The 19,486-nt window shown below is 51.7% G+C and carries 15 protein-coding genes; 4 read left to right on the top strand and 11 right to left on the bottom strand.

The window, feature by feature from the left end; translation table 11 throughout:
- Positions 1-2 precede the first annotated feature (2 nt).
- The gene (locus U9S71_RS01170) at positions 3-746 is read right to left on the bottom strand and encodes a HesA/MoeB/ThiF family protein (protein ID WP_326324587.1); all 744 of its coding nucleotides are present in this window, start codon (positions 744-746) and stop codon (positions 3-5) included.
- Between the two features lie 38 nt (positions 747-784).
- The gene (gene cobA, locus U9S71_RS01165; protein WP_326324585.1) at positions 785-1,534 is read right to left on the bottom strand and encodes a uroporphyrinogen-III C-methyltransferase; all 750 of its coding nucleotides are present in this window, start codon (positions 1,532-1,534) and stop codon (positions 785-787) included.
- Positions 1,535-1,693: 159 nt separating this feature from the next.
- Between cobA and nirB the strand changes: the two genes are divergently transcribed.
- From nirB to U9S71_RS01150, 3 genes are read left to right on the top strand one after another with little or no spacing between them, the layout of a single operon-like run.
- Positions 1,694-4,213, top strand: a complete 2,520-nt coding sequence (gene nirB, locus U9S71_RS01160; protein WP_326324584.1) for a nitrite reductase large subunit NirB — start codon at positions 1,694-1,696, stop codon at positions 4,211-4,213.
- Positions 4,214-4,252: 39 nt separating this feature from the next.
- Positions 4,253-4,603, top strand: coding sequence for a nitrite reductase small subunit NirD (gene nirD / locus U9S71_RS01155; protein ID WP_326324583.1), 351 nt, complete (start codon positions 4,253-4,255; stop codon positions 4,601-4,603).
- Positions 4,604-4,656: 53 nt separating this feature from the next.
- Complete coding sequence (locus U9S71_RS01150; protein ID WP_326324582.1) at positions 4,657-5,583, top strand: isopenicillin N synthase family dioxygenase; 927 nt, start codon at positions 4,657-4,659, stop codon at positions 5,581-5,583.
- A gap of 7 nt (positions 5,584-5,590) precedes the next feature.
- Here U9S71_RS01150 and U9S71_RS01145 read toward each other — a convergent pair whose 3' ends face one another.
- Complete coding sequence (locus U9S71_RS01145; RefSeq protein ID WP_326324581.1) at positions 5,591-6,148, bottom strand: thioredoxin family protein; 558 nt, start codon at positions 6,146-6,148, stop codon at positions 5,591-5,593.
- A 67-nt stretch (positions 6,149-6,215) separates the two neighbouring features.
- Entirely contained in the window at positions 6,216-6,575 is a 360-nt protein-coding gene (locus U9S71_RS01140) for an MmcQ/YjbR family DNA-binding protein (RefSeq protein WP_326324580.1), read from the bottom strand.
- Positions 6,576-6,859: 284 nt separating this feature from the next.
- Here U9S71_RS01140 and dnaK point away from each other — a divergent pair, with 284 nt between their 5' ends.
- Positions 6,860-8,788 carry a molecular chaperone DnaK gene (gene dnaK / locus U9S71_RS01135; RefSeq protein ID WP_326324578.1) on the top strand — a complete coding sequence of 643 codons (1,929 nt, stop codon included), beginning with the start codon at positions 6,860-6,862 and terminating at the stop codon, positions 8,786-8,788.
- A gap of 91 nt (positions 8,789-8,879) precedes the next feature.
- On the opposite strand, the gene U9S71_RS01130 is transcribed toward dnaK, so the two are convergent.
- From U9S71_RS01130 to U9S71_RS01100, 7 genes are all read right to left on the bottom strand, one after another.
- Positions 8,880-9,791 carry a nucleotidyltransferase family protein gene (locus tag U9S71_RS01130; protein ID WP_326324576.1) on the bottom strand — a complete coding sequence of 304 codons (912 nt, stop codon included), beginning with the start codon at positions 9,789-9,791 and terminating at the stop codon, positions 8,880-8,882.
- A 94-nt stretch (positions 9,792-9,885) separates the two neighbouring features.
- Positions 9,886-11,430, bottom strand: a complete 1,545-nt coding sequence (locus U9S71_RS01125) for a helicase HerA-like domain-containing protein (RefSeq protein ID WP_326324574.1) — start codon at positions 11,428-11,430, stop codon at positions 9,886-9,888.
- A gap of 69 nt (positions 11,431-11,499) precedes the next feature.
- The gene (locus U9S71_RS01120) at positions 11,500-13,530 is read right to left on the bottom strand and encodes a glycoside hydrolase family 71/99 protein (RefSeq protein ID WP_326324572.1); all 2,031 of its coding nucleotides are present in this window, start codon (positions 13,528-13,530) and stop codon (positions 11,500-11,502) included.
- An 88-nt stretch (positions 13,531-13,618) separates the two neighbouring features.
- Positions 13,619-15,532, bottom strand: a complete 1,914-nt coding sequence (locus tag U9S71_RS01115) for a DUF5005 domain-containing protein (protein WP_326324571.1) — start codon at positions 15,530-15,532, stop codon at positions 13,619-13,621.
- A 59-nt stretch (positions 15,533-15,591) separates the two neighbouring features.
- Positions 15,592-17,124 carry a sulfatase gene (locus U9S71_RS01110; protein ID WP_326324570.1) on the bottom strand — a complete coding sequence of 511 codons (1,533 nt, stop codon included), beginning with the start codon at positions 17,122-17,124 and terminating at the stop codon, positions 15,592-15,594.
- Positions 17,125-17,161: 37 nt separating this feature from the next.
- A complete protein-coding gene (locus U9S71_RS01105; protein WP_326324569.1) occupies positions 17,162-18,595 on the bottom strand; it encodes a sulfatase family protein in 1,434 nt (477 codons plus the stop codon).
- Between the two features lie 210 nt (positions 18,596-18,805).
- The gene (locus U9S71_RS01100) at positions 18,806-19,480 is read right to left on the bottom strand and encodes a DUF3823 domain-containing protein (RefSeq protein WP_326324567.1); all 675 of its coding nucleotides are present in this window, start codon (positions 19,478-19,480) and stop codon (positions 18,806-18,808) included.
- Positions 19,481-19,486 lie beyond the last annotated feature (6 nt).

Below are 19,486 nucleotides of genomic sequence, written 5' to 3'. Positions count from 1 at the left end.
GTCTATTCAGAAAAATGCGCCGTGGAATCCACTAGCGGTTTGGGGAAATGGACGATCCGTTGCTGGAGGGTGAGCACGTCAAGAAGAAGCATTTTACCGGCCAGGACATCGGGCAAGCCCAGTAATACTTTGATGGCTTCATTGGCCATTAGCGCACCGATGACCATGCTGCCGACCACATAGGTGCCCGACTCCATGCAGGGCGTGCCCTCCATAGTGGCACCATCGATGGCGAATAAATCGGATAGAGTTCCTTGTTGTTCGCTGCAGTTGAAAGCGGTGACCTGGCCCTCCGACCGGAAGATAGCTCCGTAGACCTGGGGCCGCCCGAGTGCGTGACAAGCCTGGCCAATTAACGCCCTCGACCGGAAGTTGTCGGTCGCATCAACGACCAGATCATACGCATCTACCAGCGAATGGACATTTTCGGCATCTACGAAAACGGGATATGCTTCGAATGTCGTGTCCAGATACCGGGTTTTTAGATAGGTTATGGCTGCAGTGGTTTTGAATTCGCCCACCTGGCTCGGCGTATATAAATACTGGCGTGCCAGGTTCCTTGTTTCCACCCGATCGCCATCGGCAATCGCCAAATGGCCGATCCCGCTTGAAGCTAATGCGGAAATTACGGGGCAACCCAATCCGCCCGCGCCAATGACCAACACCCGTTTCCTTTTTACGGTGTCTACCCCTGGCTTTCCTATAAATGGAAGCCGAATATGATCATTAAAAAAACGGTTGCTCACTTGATTATCTGCTATGTTATACTCCTTTATTAATTAAACTACACGACGTTGCGCTTTAACGACAAGGACGCAGCCGCTTCATTTAAGGCGACCACCTCACCGATGATGATGATCGCCGGATTGCTCATATTGGCCGCCCGGCTGCATTTCACCAAGTCACGTACGGCACAGGTGACCCGTCGGCTTTCCGGTTTCGTTGCATCCTGCAAGATGGCTGCTGGCGTATCGCCTTTACCGTGCATCACGTAAGTCCGTGCGATTTCCGACAGTTTCCGCATACCCATGTATATCACCACCGTCGAATGGCTTTGCACGGCAAGCGACAAATCCGACGAGATGTTCCCATCGCGCTTCATGCCGGTCAACACCCAAACACCTTCACTGGTACCCCGGTGGGTAAGCGGGATATCCCACATCCCTACGCCCTGCATACTCGTAATCCCCGGCACATATACCACATGGACCCCCAGCTGTTTGGCGACGGCCCATTCTTCGAACCCTCTACCATATATATAAGGATCGCCGCCCTTCAATCGCACGACAGTCGGATACCGTGGACAGTAATAGGCGATCAACGCATTGATATCGGATTGGGGCACATATTCACCGAACGGCTTCTTACCAACGTATCGTTTTATACAATGTGTGGGCAGCATGTCCAGCAAATCCTCATTCACCAGGTTATCGAATAGCACGACACTTGCCTTTGATAACACGTTGTATGCCTTTAGCGTAAGTAATTCAGGATCACCCGGACCAGAGCCTACTATATAAAATGTATTTTGCATATTTGACATTAAAAACAATGAATTTCTGTAAAAATCATAAACAAAAATATGTTTTTTTATTAAATAAATAACAAAATTTGTTCTTTTTTGAAAAAAAACACTACTTTAGCATCATTAAAGGACAACAATTAAGGTCTTTTAATAATAGTATGTTAAAATATGAGTCAAAAAACAATAATAATTATTGGAAATGGCATGGTTAGCCATAAATTTTGTGAAAAATTTAGAAAAAAAGATATTATTTCTAAAATAGTAGTGTTTGGAGAGGAATCAATTAGAGCATATGACCGCGTTCACCTGACCAGCTACTTCAGCGATGCGCCTTTAGAGCAACTTTACCTCTCTGAAGCGCAGTGGTACAGCGAAAATAAGATTGAATTACACCTTAATGATCCCATTACGGCTATCGATCGGCAAAATAAATCGATTACCTCGTCAAAAGGGCTCCACCTCCATTACGACTTCCTGGTAATGGCTACCGGATCAGCAGCTTTTGTGCCCCCCATACCCGGGGTAGACAAAGCCGGTGTCTTTCTGTACCGCACCATACAGGATCTCGACCTGATCAAGGCATACGCCGCACATGCGACGAAAGGCGCCGTTATCGGTGGAGGGCTGCTGGGCTTGGAGGCGGCGAAGGCCTTGGTCGACTTAGGCATCGAGGAATCGACGGTCATCGAATTCGCACCCCGGTTGATGCCCCGGCAAATCGATGAAAGTGCCAGCCGCACCCTACAATCAAAACTGGACAAGCTGGGCCTTACCTGCCTGTTGCAGAAATCGACCAGCCACGTACTCGGCGAGGACCGCATTACCGGCCTGTCTTTTTCAGACGACACCCAAATCGATGTAGACATCCTGATTATATCTGCCGGCATCAAGCCCCGTGATGAGCTGGCCACGGCATGCGGCCTGGCCACCGGACCACGCGGCGGCATCATCGTTGATGAAACGATGCGCACTTCAGACCCCGCCATACTGGCCATCGGCGAATGTGCCTTATCGAACGAGATGATCTACGGACTCGTTGCGCCCGGATATGAAATGGCCGAAGTAGCCGCCTGCACCATTTGCGATGAAGAAAAATCGTTCAACGGATTTGACATGAGCACCAAGCTCAAGCTGATGGGGGTAGACGTAGCCAGCTTCGGCGACCCGTTCATTGCCGAACCGTACGCGCGGACCATCCTGCTGGACGACACGCACAAGGGGGTATATAAGCGGCTAAACATCAGCACCGACGGCAAACGGCTACTCGGTGGGATACTCGTGGGCGAAGCCAGCAGTTACAACATGCTACTGCAGACCGTCAACAACGACATGCCCATCCCGCCAGACCCCGAAGTGCTCCTTCTCGGCGAAAAGACCGAGAGCAAGTCCCCCGGCTCGGGATTGGAATCGCTTCCCGATTCGGCACTGATCTGTAGCTGCGAAGGCGTAACGAAGGCCCAGATATGCGCGGCCGTGACCGACCAGGACTGCGAAGGTTTCGATGACGTAAGCAGGTGCACCAAAGCGGGCACCGGATGTGCCGGTTGTGTACCCATGGTGAGGGACCTTATCGCCTACACCATGAAACAACAAGGAAAATACATACGTTCTACCATATGCGAGCACTTCAACTACAGCCGACAGGAGCTGTATGACCTGGTGAAAATACACCAGCTGAAAAGCTACGACGACGTCTTGGATAGTGTGGGAAATGGCGACGGATGCGAAACCTGCAAACCCTTGGTGGCGTCTATCCTGGCCAGCCTATGGAACGAGATGATCCTTGGCCGGGGCAATGACGTGGTGCAGGACAGCAACGACCGCTTCCTGGCTAATATCCAACGTGGGGGAACCTACTCCGTGGTGCCGCGTGTACCCGGCGGCGAAATCCACCCCGATAAATTGATCGTTATCGGGCAGGTAGCCAAAAAATACGGCCTCTACACCAAAATCACGGGCGGACAACGCATCGACCTGTTCGGCGCCCACCTGAACGACCTGCCCGCCATCTGGGAAGAGCTGATCGCGGCCGGATTTGAGAGCGGCCATGCCTACGGCAAAGCCTTACGCACGGTAAAAAGCTGCGTGGGAAGCACTTGGTGCCGCTTCGGACTGCATGACAGCGTCAGCTTCGCTATCCAGATTGAAGAACGCTACCGCGGATTGCGGTCGCCCCACAAACTTAAATCTGCCGTTAGCGGGTGTGTCCGTGAGTGCGCCGAAGCCCAAAGCAAAGATTTCGGCATCATCGCCACGGAGAAAGGATGGAACCTCTACGTATGCGGCAATGGCGGGAGCAAGCCGCAGCATGCATTATTGCTGGCCAGCGATGTCGACTCGGCGACCTGCGTGAAGTATATCGACCGGTTCCTGATGTTTTATATCCGGACGGCCGACCCGCTTACGCGGACAGCCACCTGGCTGAACAAAATGGAAGGTGGCATCGACTACCTGCGTAATGTCGTTGTCAACGATAGTCTGGGCATGGCCGAAACCTGGGAAAAGGAAATGCAAGAGCTGGTGGATGCCTACGAATGCGAGTGGAAAGTCGCGGTGAAGGATCCCGAAATCCGCAAACGTTTCGTCCATTTCGTAAATGCACCAGCAGAAAAAGATGACACGGTGCGCTTTGAAAACTTGCGGGGACAGAAAAAAGCAGCCGATTGGAACACCTTAGCTACACCCTAAAACACAGAAAACAAATTATTCACCATTAATAATATACATATGGAAGCGTTAGCAACATCAACATCCTGGAAATTAGCTTGCCGTGTAGAAGACACGATAGCGAATGGCGGCGTTTGCCTGAAGCTGGAAGACCAGCAGATTGCCCTGTTCTATTTCAAACGGCGAAATGAATGGTACGCCACCCAAAACGAGTGCCCCCACAAAAGGCAAATGATTCTGAGCCGCGGCATGATCGGATCGCTTGGCGACCAACCGAAGGTAGCCTGTCCTTTCCACAAAAAAACATTCGCACTGGATACCGGGAAATGCATCTCGGGCGACGAATGCGCCATCAAAACCTATCCAGTTAAAATTGAAGATGGGTTGGTTTACATTGCGCTAAATAATTAAATGATGGTCGAGCCTATCGCCAAAAACCCGTACCTTTACGGTAAAAAAGAAACATGGCGACGATAAATATTCCAAGGCTCAACCTTCATGATTATACCAACGGATCGGCGGACCAACGCCACCGGTTTTCGCAGGAAATCGGCAAAGCGTTCAATGAAACAGGCTTTGTTACCGTGGCCAATCACGGCATGGACAAGGCGTTGATCGACGAGCTGTACCACGTGGTGCAGGCTTTTTTTTCCTTACCCGAAGACACCAAATCGAACTATGAAATACCCGGTATGGCCGGGCAACGCGGATATACATCGAAGGGAAAAGAGAAAGCGAAAGATGCCCGGGTGCCCGATTTGAAGGAATTTTGGCAACGTGGGCAGGATGACAACCCTGCCGTGGATGAATTGCCGCGTTTCGAGCAAGTAACCGGTGAAGTATTCGCCCGACTGGAAACCACGGGGCGCGAATTGCTCAAAGCGATTGCCGTATATCTGGGATTAGCCGAGGATTATTTCGAACCCAAGGTCATCAAAGGAAATTCCATCCTGCGAGCCATCCATTACTTCCCTATCGAAGATCCGGACAGCCTACCGGGCGACGCCGTGCGCGCCGGGGCCCATGAAGACATTAACCTCATCACCTTACTTATCGGTGCCAGCGCCGATGGACTGGAAGTACTCACCCGCGAGGGCACGTGGTACCCCGTGAAAGCCCATGGCGAAGACATTGTGGTGAATGTGGGCGACATGCTGCAACGGCTTACCAACAACAAGCTGAAATCGACCACCCACCGAGTGGTCAACCCACCACGCGAACAGATGAAAACCTCCCGGTTTTCGGTACCGTTCTTCCTGCATCCGAAAGCCAATATGAGTCTCGCAGCTTTGGACTCCTGCATCGACGCCGAACATCCCAAGGCCTATCCGGATGTGACGGCCGGAGAATACCTGGATGAACGGTTACGGGAAATCGGGTTGAAAATGTGACCTTGCCTTACAGGGCCGAGAGTATCGTTTCCAGCTCGGCCTGCACAGACTGCCCCTTGTCGGCATTATACCATTGTTGTGTAGCGATTTTCTGCTGTTCGAAGTCGGCATTCTCCACTTTCAACCGATCAAATATTTTTTGGCATTCCACGGGGCGCGGCCCCCACGTGGCCAGGTCGGCACCCTGGCTATCCCTGATGATCAACTTCGGAATGGATTTGCTCCCATTGGTCAGGTAATCATTGATACGGAAAGGTTCGGAATCGCGCAGTTCGTATTCCACCGAGATGAGCGGATTCAACTGGGCGACCAATTGGATGAAAGGTACCGAGTGCGCCGCATCGCCACACCAAGGCTCGGTAATCACCAGCCAGTGCTGGGGTTGCGAAATCCCCTTAACAACTTCAATAAGCGACGTGGATAATTCGCCTTTCTTCAGCCAGCGATTCATACGCGACCAATTGAGCCGGGTGTAATCCAGGTACGCGGCGTTATCGTACGGGGGTGGTGGCGTGGGGTTATCCAATATACGGCCAAATTCGGCCAAATACGATTGAAAATTCATAGCAGACAGTTAAATAAATCCGTATGCAAAGGTAAGCAATACGAAACCGCGGCACGTCTCGGCAGTGTCAGATTACCCCGAGGCTTTCGCGGACATTCTTCGGCAGGCCTGCCGCCACCAGCTCGTAACTATGATCGATGAGCTCCTCAAGCGATCGGTCACTTAATTCACCGTTGCACGCCACTTGGTTCCAATGGCGTTTATTCATATGATACGCCCCTTGTATGGTGTGCGGGTGGCGTTCACGCAGCTCCAGCGCATACTCCGGATGGCACTTCACGCTAAAGGATAATGGCTGGCTATCCATCCCCGCTAGGAGAAACATCTTACCGGCCACCTTGAACACCAGGGCATCGGGCCCGAACGGACAACTTTCCGTTACCGCAGGTTTGGTTAAGCAATATTCGCGCAGTTGTTCGATATGCATTAATTTAGTAGTTAGTATTTAGTAGTTGGCAGTATGTCGTTCGTCGGATGCCATGCATCAAACATCGGTATTATCACTCGAATTGCAAAAACCAAACGTCCATTGTCTGTTGTCTAATGTCTATTGTCTGATCGCTAAAATGACACAATGTCATGGCCCCGTCATTTAGGATGACGCTTTTTTCGTTATGAAGAGACAATTGGCATCGAAAGCGCGATTGGCACAAGGCTTGTTATTTAACTACCGCAATTGATTTTTATCAAGTAGAAAAAGGAAATAAAGATATGGCAAAAATTATTGGAATCGACTTAGGAACTACCAACTCTTGCGTAGCTGTAATGGAGGGTAATGAGCCGGTAGTCATCACCAACAACGAAGGGAAGCGTACCACACCTTCGATTGTAGCATTCGTGGAGAATGGGGAGCGCAAGGTAGGTGACCCTGCTAAGCGCCAAGCCATCACCAACCCACAAAAAACCGTTTCTTCCATCAAGCGGTTTATGGGTACCACGTACGACGAAGCAGCCAAAGAGGCTAAACGTGTGCCTTATAGCATCGTGAAGGGCGACAACAACACGCCACGCGTGGAAATCGACGACCGCAAATACACACCGCAGGAAATTTCTGCGATGGTTTTGCAGAAAATGAAGAAAACCGCAGAGGATTTTCTGGGCCAGGAAGTATCGGAAGCCGTGATTACGGTACCCGCTTACTTTAACGATGCACAACGCCAGGCAACCAAAGAGGCCGGTGAGATTGCGGGCTTGAATGTAAAACGGATCATCAACGAGCCGACGGCGGCTGCGCTTGCTTACGGATTGGATAAATCCAGCAAGGACATGAAAATTGCGGTATTCGACTGCGGTGGCGGTACGCACGACGTATCGATCCTGGAACTGGGCGATGGCGTATTCGAAGTAAAATCAACCGACGGTGATACCCACCTCGGTGGTGACGACTTCGACCAAGTGATTATCGATTGGTTGAATGAGGAGTTCAAGAATGAAAACGACGGCTTTGACCTGAGCAAAGACCCGATGGCATTACAACGCCTGAAAGAGGCTGCGGAAAAAGCCAAAGTGGAGTTATCAAGCGCTTCTTCCACCGAGATTAACCTGCCTTATATCACGGCAGACCAAACTGGTCCGAAGCACTTGGTGCGCACGCTGAGCCGCGCGAAATTCGAGCAGTTGGCCGATAGCCTGATCAAAAGGACCATCGATCCCTGTAAGTCAGCGTTGAAAAACGCAGGTTACTCCACTTCCGATATCGACGAAATCATCCTCGTCGGTGGATCGACCCGTATACCGGCCATCCAGGAAGCGGTGAAGAAATTCTTTGGTAAAGAGCCTTCAAAAGGCGTGAACCCCGACGAAGTGGTTGCCCTTGGTGCAGCTATTCAAGGTGGTGTATTGACCGGCGAAGTGAAAGACGTGTTGTTGCTCGACGTAACCCCATTGTCATTGGGCATCGAAACCATGGGTGGTGTAATGACCAAACTCATCGAATCGAACACCACTATCCCGAGCAAGAAATCGGAAGTATTCTCTACGGCATCGGACAACCAGCCTTCTGTGGAAATCCACATCTTACAGGGTGAGCGCCCCATGGCCGCACAAAACCGCACCATCGGCCGTTTCCACCTGGATGGTATTCCACCTGCGCCGCGCGGTGTACCGCAAGTCGAGGTAACCTTCGATATCGATGCGAATGGCATCCTGCATGTTTCGGCGAAAGACAAAGCCTCTGGTAAGGAACAGAAAATCCGTATCGAGGCATCTTCTGGCTTAACCGACGATGAAATCCAAAAGATGAAGCAGGAAGCGGAAGCCAATGCCGAGGCGGACAAAAAGGCCAAAGAGGAAATCGATAAGCTGAATGGTGCCGATGCACTCATCTTCTCGACAGAAAAGCAGCTGAATGAGTATGGCGATAAAATCGGTGCCGATAAAAAAGCGCCTATTGAAGATGGCCTGAAGAAGTTGAAAGACGCACATGCGGCTAAAGATTTCGACGCCATCGATGCGGCTCAAGCCGAATTGCAAAACGCATGGAACGCTGCTTCTGAGGATATGTACAAGGCTTCCCAGGAAGCTGGTGCAGCCAACGGACAAGCTGGTGCAGAGGGCGGCGCGGAGCAGTCGGCAGACAATGCCGGTGATGACGTAACCGATGTTGAATTCGAAGAAGTCAAAGACGACGAAAAGAAGTAAATTTTGAGTCGTAGGTTGCGACACGCAACAACTAAAAAAACCTCGCGGGATAGACTCTGCGAGGTTTTTTTATGGTTGGTTTTCTTAACTGTTAAAACAGCTTATCGGGATACACCCCGGTATTCACCAATTTTGCAATACTTTCTTGTACAATGGGCTTATCATCCGGATAGGTAACGCCAAACCATTTTTGTGATGTAGGAAGCACCTTAAACGTTGCTTTGCCCTGTTTGATCAGTTCATCGGCTACCTTCGGAATCAAAAATTCCGATTTCGGATTATCCTCATTGGCCGGCACAAATGCTTTGAACAATTCTTCGCTCACCTTAAAAATGGCCGGTGTAAAGCCCCAGAAATTCATGGATACGCGACTGCTCCGCGGCAATTCGGTTTCCACGCCGTCTTCTTCAAAGAAAATACGCTTTTCACCATCTACTTCTTTAAAGTAGACCTTCAGTCGCTCATTGATTTCGGTCATGTTCCCTTCATCGTCTACTTTACACACCCCACGCGACACCGAGCCGTAATCAGAAAGGGTCTTGTCGATCTGGTAACCCATTAGCGAGAACTTATTATCGGTCACCTCATAGGTGAGGAACTTCGCCATTTTTTCAAATGCCTCGTAACCATAGAAATCGTCGGCATTGATCACGCAGAACGGTTCGTTGATTTGGTTGCGTGCCGAAAGGACAGCATGTGCCGTACCCCATGGCTTGGAGCGTTCAATCTGCTTATCGATACCGAAAGGCGTCAAATCATAGCTTTGGTACACGTAGTCCGTCTCAATCTTTCCGGCTAGTTTAGGCTCGAATATCTCCTTGAATTTCGGCGCAAATTCCTCACGGATAATGAAACTTACCTTTCCGAAACCGGCCCGGATGGCGTCATAAATCGAATAATCGATAATCGTTTCTCCGTTGGGCCCGAAAGGGTCTATCTGTTTCATGCTTCCGTAGCGGCTGGCCATACCGGCCGCAAGAATTAACAAGGTGGGTTTACTCATTACTTTAACTTATGATGATGAATTTGTTTCCTTCAAACGGTCAAACTTAGCTAAATTCCCGTTGATATAAAAATACCTGTGTGGCGACGACACCTCAGCGTTTCCTTTTGAACATTGCCGTTACCAAACCATTGGCAATACGGGCGAGTAGTTTCGTCGCTTCCCGCGCCAATGTCGTCGTGGCAGCCTTTTGTGCCGCCTCCAACGGCGTTTGCCGTGTACGCTGCCGAGATCTGCTTTTCGTTTCCGCTTTGGCTTCGGCAGCGCGGGCCTCCTCGGCCTCATGAGCCTGCAACTTTTCCCCGAGTATCTCTGAAGCACTCCTGCGGTCTACCGCTTGGTGGTACTTATCATACATGGGCGAAGCGCTGACCAGCTGGCTATAGGTTTGTTCATCTACGGGCCCCATTACCGCGCGCGGTGGTATCAGGTGGGTGGCCACCACTTCCGTGGGGATACCTTTATCGTTGAGCACGGTAATCAGCGCTTGCCCGATGCCCAACGTGGTAAGCACGCGGTCTATTTCGTAAAAATCCGACCGCGGATAGGTCTTTACCGTTTTCCTGAGCGCTTCCGCATCATTCGGTGTAAACGCACGTAGTGCATGCTGTACACGGTTTCCCAGTTGCCCCAATACACTTTCGGGAATATCAGTGGGCGACTGTGTACAGAAAAACACCCCTACCCCTTTGGAGCGGATAAGCCGGACAATCTGCTCCACCTGGGTGAGGAACGCCTTCGGGGCATCCTTAAAGAGTAGGTGTGCTTCCTCGAAGAAGAAGACCAGTTTCGGCTTATCGAGGTCGCCTACTTCGGGGAGGTTCTTGAATAATTGGGATAGTAAGCTCAATAGGAACGTCGAAAATAAGATGGGCTGATCTTGGATGTCGGAAATATTAAGGAGGCTGATGACGCCCTTGCCATCAATCCGGCCAAACAGGTCGTCGATCTCGAATTCCTTCTCGCCGAAAATATCCGACACGTCTTGTTGCTCTAGCGCCACCAGCTTGCGCAATATCGTACCCGAGGTGCTGCCACTGATACGCCCGTATGTATTCTTTATCTCGTCGGCTCCGGGCCCATCGGTGAGGTAACTTAGCAGCTTCTTCAGGTCGGAAAAATCGACCAGCGGCAGCCCGGTGTCTTCAGCATACTTGAACACAGCGGCCAACACGCCGGTCTGGGTATCGTTTAGGTCCAAAATCCGCCCCAGCATCACCGGACCGAAATCCTCAACAGTGAGCCGCATGGGGTTGCCTACTTTTCCGCTCAAGGAAAAAAGCTCAACCGGAAAGCCCGAGGGCTGAAACGGCCATTCCAATGCATCGCCCCGTTCCACTAGGGCCGGATTCGATTCACCCGGTTGGTGCAAGCCCGAGAGATCGCCTTTCACATCGAGCAAGAAAACGGGTACGCCCGCGTCCGACAACTGCTCGGCAATCAGTTGGAGGGTACGGGTCTTTCCTGTGCCGGTAGCTCCGGCAATAAGACCGTGCCGATTCATCATCTTGAGCGGTAGGTTCACTTTGGCCGGGGCCAGTATTTCCCCATCCAGTAAGCCGGCACCCAGAAAAATAAAAGCACCTTTAGGGCTGTAGGAGGCGGTTACTTTTTCGATGAACTTTGCTTGATTTCCCATAAAGTATGTAACAAAATGATGGTTGAAAGCTACATACTTCCTTGGGAAAATACAAATAGCAATGCATAATTATCGTTGCCGGTGCCATATATACCGATAGTTAAACCGTCGGTTAGGGGCGGTATCCCCATTGATAGTTAGCGAAATCGGATCGACCAAATCAGCGGCATTATCACTCCATTTAAAGTCAAAGCTTGCGTGGTTACCTTTCAGCCCAAGCAGTTTTCTCGGAATGGTTACTTCCAATTGATTGCCTTGATAACGATAATTTAGGTCGGCAACTTTTGACCATGGATCATCTCCACGCGTTGCATCATAGCGCATGAGCGTTGTTTTATTCCCTTCATTCACCTGCTTATTGACCACAAAATCATAACCGAACCATCCCGTTTCCGGGTTTTGATCGGCGTCGATAAGCAATAGCATCCAATTGTCGTCCGTATGCGGCGATAGCTCACCGGAAGTCTCGACATAGAAAGCGATCGATTTCCGTTGGACGGCAACCTTGCTGGTTACGATATCGTTCCGGCCGGACACGTTCGTATAATGAAGGCCTCCATATCCTTTATAGTCACGATGGGCTACATCGGCCCTGGTGTCACGGTACTCCACATCGATCTGATCCCATTCAGCGAAATCACCGTCGATGGCCACCGGATGAATCCCATATGATTCCGGAATCGGTCGGACGCCCTTATAGCGGCGAATATTCTGCGCCATTTGCATGTAGTAATTATCGGTGTAGCCTCCTTTCATGGGCTGTATGCCCCGGTTGAATTCCGCATTATATTGATCGATAAAGACAAACGGGCTTTCGCGCCGCATGAAGTTTTGCGTTTTCCCGTCTTCCGTATCGTATTTGCCCGCCGTCCATTCATTCCAATCGTTAATGTATAGAAATTGGGGGTCGGCCTGAATCGCTTCGTCCCATCGTTCCTGGAAGTAGATGCCATATCCTTCCGGATGGGTAACCGTTTTCCCTAACCAGGGTACTTCCGTTGGTTCAGGCATGTCTTGGTCGTTCAGGGGTGGTTCTCCATGTTCGCGGGTCCATGATTTTCCGATCAGTGTCGACGAATGTTGGGCCGGCGTTACCGCCGCCTGTTCCTTTTTGCCCCGGTGCCGGGAGAGCAAGCTATCCGGATCCATATTACGTACCGCCTCATTACCCAAATCGTAGCCGAAGCTCCAGTTGTCTTCGGTACCCACAAACCGTTCCCCTGCCCATTCATGATAGCCCCACCACATGGTGCGCAGCGTGAAAAAATCCTTCACCTCTTGGGTATAGTCGCTGTAAAACTCCTCCGTATAGGCCGGATCACCGTAATGGGGATGGTTGACGTCGCTTTTAGCCTTCGGGTCGTAGTGCAGATTGGGTTGCTTGGCGTCCACCCCGTTGGCGTCATATTTGGGGTTGCCATTATATAGAAGCAACGGTTTCCCATCCCAATAAAACCACAGATCGCGGAAGCGCTCAGCTTCGTAAATACGTTCGTAGAGGTTCTGCACCACAGTTATCACCGGCCCATTGAATGCCCAGAAACAAAAGCGTGGTACTTTATTCCCTTCGGCTTTCATCGCCTGCATGGTGGTGAAAAGCACTTCCCATTCTTCCCAGTAACGAACGGCATTGGTTACGTCCATCACCAATACATCGACGCCTGCATCGGCCAACATCGACATATCCTTTCGGATGACATACGCGTCTTTGCTCAGAAAATATCCCATTTCAGGTTCAGCCCAGTGGTAGGCTCCTGTTGTCCACAGGGGGTGTTTGGCATCTAACCGGGCTTCTGGATCGGCCGTCAAAATGCGCGAAACATCGGCAGCATACGGTGCCGGTAGGTCGGCACGTGCGTCGCGGTGCCAGGTGATATAAAAAATACCGACGACCCGCCGTTGGTCATTTTTTGCCGGTCCTACATCTTCAAAATCGGGCATGGTACGACCAAGCGCGTCCGAGGCAACCCATGTATCCGGATAAATATCCCGGAAGTAGGTGCTATCCCTACCGTGTTTTGCCGCCGTAACCTCCTGTGCCAACGAATAGGTATTCGCAGACAACAGCGCGAGTACAATGTATATATGAATGTGTTTCATAATGGGTTATATATCTGCCCAAGATAAATCCAATAACACGCAACGGCAACCCGCACTGTACTGAAGCGACCCGCACTGTCCTGACAGGTCAGCGTCCCGTTGTGGGGCCCAAAACCTTCAACACGCCGCTGTCATCGATTTCCATCTCGTCGATGAAGACCACCCTTTCTTTGCCCGTCTTTTTCGTACGCCCATGGTATACGCACAACATCCGCCCATCGGGCAGGAACACCACACTGTTGTGGCCCGTACCCGTTACGCTGCCACCATCCGCCGTATTCTTTTCGAGCACGGGATTGTTGGATGCTTTGGTATATGGCCCAAGGGGGTGCTCGGCCGTTGCATAGCCAACGGCATAGTTTTCGCCCGCGAAGTGATTGGCCGAATACATCATGTAGTAGGTATCGTCGTGCTTGAATGTGAACGAACCCTCTGTCCACCGCCGGTTTACCTCGCGGCTGGTCACCGATCGGCTTTCCCACTCCGCCTGCGTATCGTTCATCTCCACGGGTGGCCGTAAACATAACACCGGTTCCCCGATCACACCCGAGAAATCCGGCTTGAGCTCCACGCCATATACCCAGCTCTCTTCGATCTCATCGAACCACCCTTTCTGCCGCGCCCAGGTAGCCACCTCGCTTTCTACGGGGTGCTTATAGCAGCAACGCGAATAATACAGGAAGGTGCGTCCGTCTTCCGCAAAATAGACATTGGCATCGATGATCGGGTAGCCGGGATCGAAAAGGGGGCCGCCCGGCAGGTCGACGAAAGGCCCGGTCGGTTTGTCAGACACCGCCACACCGATTTTGAAATTTTCCAGTTCCTTATTGGGATTGTCTTTCCATTGCGCACTGTAAAACATATAAAACCTGCCGTTATGCGCATACACTTCGGGCGCCCAGTACGCACCGCCCCATGCCGCGGTGGAATCGCTCCAGCCATTTGCGTTACCGGCATGGTAAACCTGGCCTTCCGGTTTCCAGTTCACCAGATCGATAGAGGAATAAGCAGCAAAGCCGTTCTTGGCGCCGCCACCGGTACCGTACATGTAATACCGGGCTGTACCGTCGTCATAAATCACATATGGGTCGCCAAATGCCACATCCAATGGATTACTGAACCCGGCGGGGACGGTCTGCGTGCGTGTAACAGGTGGCTGCGTTACTGTTTTCTTCTTCAATTCATTTACATAGTGAAGTAAGATATGAAAGGCTGGTGTGGCCATGGCCCCATGGTCAAAACCATCCAATTCATACAGGTGTACGTCTTTATGCCCCACGAATTTCATCATCCGGTAGAAGTACGCATTTTCCTCGTACCTGCCAAGCATCTCCATTTCCCGGTCGCCGGTGATGAGCACCAACGGCGGGGCATCATTTCGAACATGGTAAAGCGGTGCGTACTCATCAATGATGGGTTGCGTATCTTTTATTCCCCGCTCCGCACGAACGGTCATATGGGTGATGGCATGCCCGCTGAAGTCGACGATACCAGCCAGTTTATCGGCATCTTCACCATATTTCTGCAGCCACGATTTGTCCAATCCTACCATCGCCACCAAGTATCCACCCGCCGAATGGCCGGAGATCATGATTTTCGTTGGGTCGCCACCGTAATCGGCAATGTGCTCGAACGTCCAGGCCACCGCCGCGGCGGCATCGTCTATATAGGTCGGGGCTTTCACCTTCGGGCTTAGCCGGTAATTGACGGCGACCACCGCCAGCCCCTTTTCTTTCAATTCATTGGGTATGAATTTCTGGCCGCCGGTGATCCCACCACCGTGGAACCAGACGACCGTAGGGAAACCTTCGGTGTTTTCGGGGTAATATACATCCAATACGCACCGCTCCTTGGCATAGGCATCATCGCTATCACCGCGATAGTTAATAGCTTCGGCGAGGTGATAGGTTGTCGTATTGGGGGTTTGTTGGGCGTGTGTGGCAAACACCAGGGCAACCAAACACCAGCCCATCAGCAGATACTTCTTTTTATTTATAATCATATCAAAATTCTGGTCGTTAAAAATACATCATGCAAACGGAAATGGGAAATGATCAGGAATTACCGATTATTAGCCGGACGTGGTGGCGTCGCTCCGGGGTGCTGCGCCAATATGGCCTTGAGCGAATCGCGCACAGCCGGTTGTTCATCCGATATATTGTTGATTTCCATCAATCCGTTGTTATAATCGTACAATTCATATTCCGCGGGCGCTGAGGCATCCCCCATCTTGCGCCACTCCACCAGCCGGTAACGTTCGGTCCGGATCGCCCTGCCCAACCGGCCGCCCCGTGGGAAGCAATGGTAGGCATGATCACGGACGCTCGTTTCGGGGTCGTTGAGTACGGGCACCATGCTGAGCCCATCGAATGGCTGTTGCACGTGTGGGGCAGGCAGGCCAGCCATTGCTACCAGTGTGGGATAGATATCTACCGTTTCGGTGAGCTGCGCCGTGTGCGAACCGGGGTGGCCCACTCCCGGTCCGGCGATAATCAATGGAATGTTGTTGGCCAATTCGTAGTTCACGTGTTTGGTCCACATGCCCATTTCGCCCAGCATGTAGCCGTGGTCGCCCCACAGGACAACGATGGTATTCTCGTCAAGTTCCAGTGCTTCCAATTCGCTCAATACCGTCCCGATCTGACTATCCACATAGCTCACCGCAGCATAGTAGCCGTGTATCAGTTTCCGGCTGAGGCTATCTGGGAAGGGTTCTTCCGTTACTTTTGTTGGCAGCGGCACGTATTGGTCTATTTCGTCACCATATTTCACTGCATAAGGCGGTGCACCTTCCGGCCGGGTGGTCAATGTGGGCAGTGGCAGCTTATCCGCGTCGTATAGGTCCCAATATTTTTGGGGCACCGAAAACGGAAGGTGTGGCCTTGCGAATCCTACCGCCAGGAAAAACGGCTTTTCGGTTTCCGATTTCAGCGCCCGTAGCCGGTCGACGGCCCGTGCCGCCACGCGGCCGTCGGCATAGGCACTATCGGCCACATCCGGCGATTCCCACGCCAGTCCTCGAGGAAGTGACCGGGAGTATCCCCACTCCATATTGGAAAACAGGGCTTCTTCGCGGGTCAGTCCCTCCTCCTTACTCGCAGGTTCAACATACTCAATCACTAAGTCCTTATGGTGCGGCACACTCCATGATGCCGTATCGCCATAGGTGCCGTGGCCGATGTGGAACACCTTACCCATCGATTCGGTATGATAGCCATGTTGCTTGAAATATTGCGGTAGGGTTACCGCGTCCGGGTACGGATCGCGGAAGTCACGTCCGAAATGGTAGATGCCTGATGAGGTAGACCGACTGCCCAGCAAAAGATTGTATCGCGAGGGTCCGCAGACCGCTTGGTTGCAATATGCCCGTTCAAACAGCAATCCGTTGGCGGCCAGTTTATCCAAATTGGGTGTAAGGGCTATCGGGTCGCCATAGGCGCCGATAGCGGGCCGGAGATCGTCGACCATGATGAGGAGTACGTTTGGTTGCGTGGGTTGGTCGGCCATTGTGCAAGCCCCACTAGCCAATACCGTTAAACTTGCGGCGCATAACAACGGTAGCCGCTGCCGCCTATGGCGTCTTTTATCATTCATTATATCTATCGTTAGCTGTCATCATGGGAATATCCCGTCAGAATATGTAGGGAGCCACTGGCCCCTTGTGTTCGCCGTTATTAGTCGGCGCGCTCAAATTTTCCGGACCGGTCTCATGGTCACCCTGTTCTTTCCGGATGGCTGCCATTTCTTCCCTAAACTGTGCCAGCAAGTCGGCGAACGCTGGGTCCGCGGCCAGGTTCACACGCTCCCAAGGGTCGGCTTGTACATCGTACAGCTCTTCAGTGGGGCGGTTGTGATACCGCCAAAGCACGGCTGCGGCCTGTGGGTTTCGGAACGATGCTATGCGCCATGATGGCCAGTATTCCCGACCGCCGTCGTGGTCGGTCGCTTTATCCATATGGGTGTTGTACAAGATGTCGGGCGCGATGTTAACGATGTATTTATAGCGGTCCGTGCGCAACATACGCATCGGCGAACGGTTCATGGTCCGGTCGCCCGTGTGGGACGCGAAGACCCTTTCACGGTGTTTGGCCTGGGGGTTCTCCAGTACGGCCAGAAAGCTCCGGCCATCGATGTTATCGGCAGGCTTTCCGTGGGCAATCGCCACCATGGTCGGCGCAACGTCCACGTGCGACACCAAAGCAGCGGTACGCACTCCGCCTTCAATATGTTCCGGCCACCGCACCATTAATGGTACCTGTACACCGTAATCGTACAGTCCCCATTTCCCAAATGCCCACTGCGGGCCTTGGTCGGCCGTAAACATTAAAATCGAACGGCTGGCCATTCCATGCGCATCTAGCAGGTCCATCAGCTTACCCACATTGGTGTCCATCTTCGTGATGTCAGTGTAGTATCGCGCCCGGGCGCGACGTGTATCGTCGGTATCGATATGGATAGGCGGAATGTCCACCTCCTTGGGGTTATAGGTCGGTGTTTCCGGCCAAACGACGTGTGGGCTGTGGTCGGCCACGATCAGCACAAATGGTTTATCCGCCCGCTGCTGCCCCAGCCACTCGTTTACCGGGGCCAAATTCAGGTCGTAGAATAGGCCGGGCTTTTCTTCATGCCCTTGTTCGGGGACATTGGTGCCTTCGATGCGCTCAAAGGGGAACACCTCCTGTGGGCCTACATGGAGCTTACCGGCAATGGCCACCCGGTAACCTAGCGCTACGAGCCGTTGCACCATGGATGTCGTCCCGGTTTTCACGCCCGAATGGTTACCATGTGCCCCATGTTTCATGGGGTACATGGCCGTAAACAGGGAGCTTCTTGACGGGCCGCAGGTCGGGGATGCCGCAAAAGCACGGTCGAATACCAACGATTGGCGGCTCAGCTTATCCAGATTGGGTGTGTGGACGATGTCGTTTCCGTAAGGCCCGATATCTTTCACTCCCAAGTCGTCCGCAATAAAAATGACCATGTTCGGAAGCGGTACCCGTTCCTGCATATACGCTACCGTCAGCCAACAGGCAAATACGATGGAAAGTGCTAGTTTCTTTTGCATTTATTTGGTTATAATCGTCCGTATCACAAAGGTAGTGCAAATGCGTCTTTATACAACCACCCTATGTTACCTCTTTCCAGTCCTATTATATCATTTTTATTCATATTGATGTGGGTTTTATGACACGGGGCAGCTGCAAGCACGATTAAAAAAAACCGTTACCCATCACAATGACAGGTAACGGTTAGCGATAAGGCATTTTTCTACTACTTACCTCAATTTAACAACCTGCGAATAAATCGCTTGGTCTTTACCAACGGGTCGTAAGCCTACGCGGGCGTATAATGCCCGGCCCGACTGGAAGTCTTCATTATTGGAGAGATCAATCGATCCGGTGAGGGTGCTGCCAGCCGTCGCGTCATCGATATCAACCCGGGCGGTGTATGAAACATCATCCACAAACGATGTTTTACCCACTAAAATCATCACATACTCAATATCTCTACCACCTGCCACTTCGTTGACTTGAAAAGAAGCGTTAGCGCTATTACCCTCCAGCGATAACTGCACGTTTGACAAGGTATAGAATGGCGTCACCTCGATATCGACGTTCGCCGTACCTTTCACGTTAATGACGGTCGTATCGCGATCGTTTACCCATGGGCCATTATTATCCCGGGTCACCAGTTTATACTCGCCATCAAACAATTTGGCTTCGAACGAACCGTCTTGGCTCACATATACGGGAATAGGGTCTCGCGACTCAAAGCCGTCCTGGTAAAGTTGGAGCTGTACCGCTTCACCCGTACCACGGACGCCGATAGGTTCTCCGTTGTAAACGACCCGGCCAACCAATTTAGATTCCGGAGCGTCGTAATTATCCAATCCGCAACTGCTTACCGCAACTATCGCAGGAAGCAACAACATATTCAAATATTTTTTCATTATCGT

Origin of the sequence: Parapedobacter flavus (assembly GCF_035818675.1) — a bacterium.
Taxonomy (GTDB): domain Bacteria; phylum Bacteroidota; class Bacteroidia; order Sphingobacteriales; family Sphingobacteriaceae; genus Parapedobacter; species Parapedobacter flavus.
This window is presented reverse-complemented; position numbering and strand designations above follow the sequence as displayed.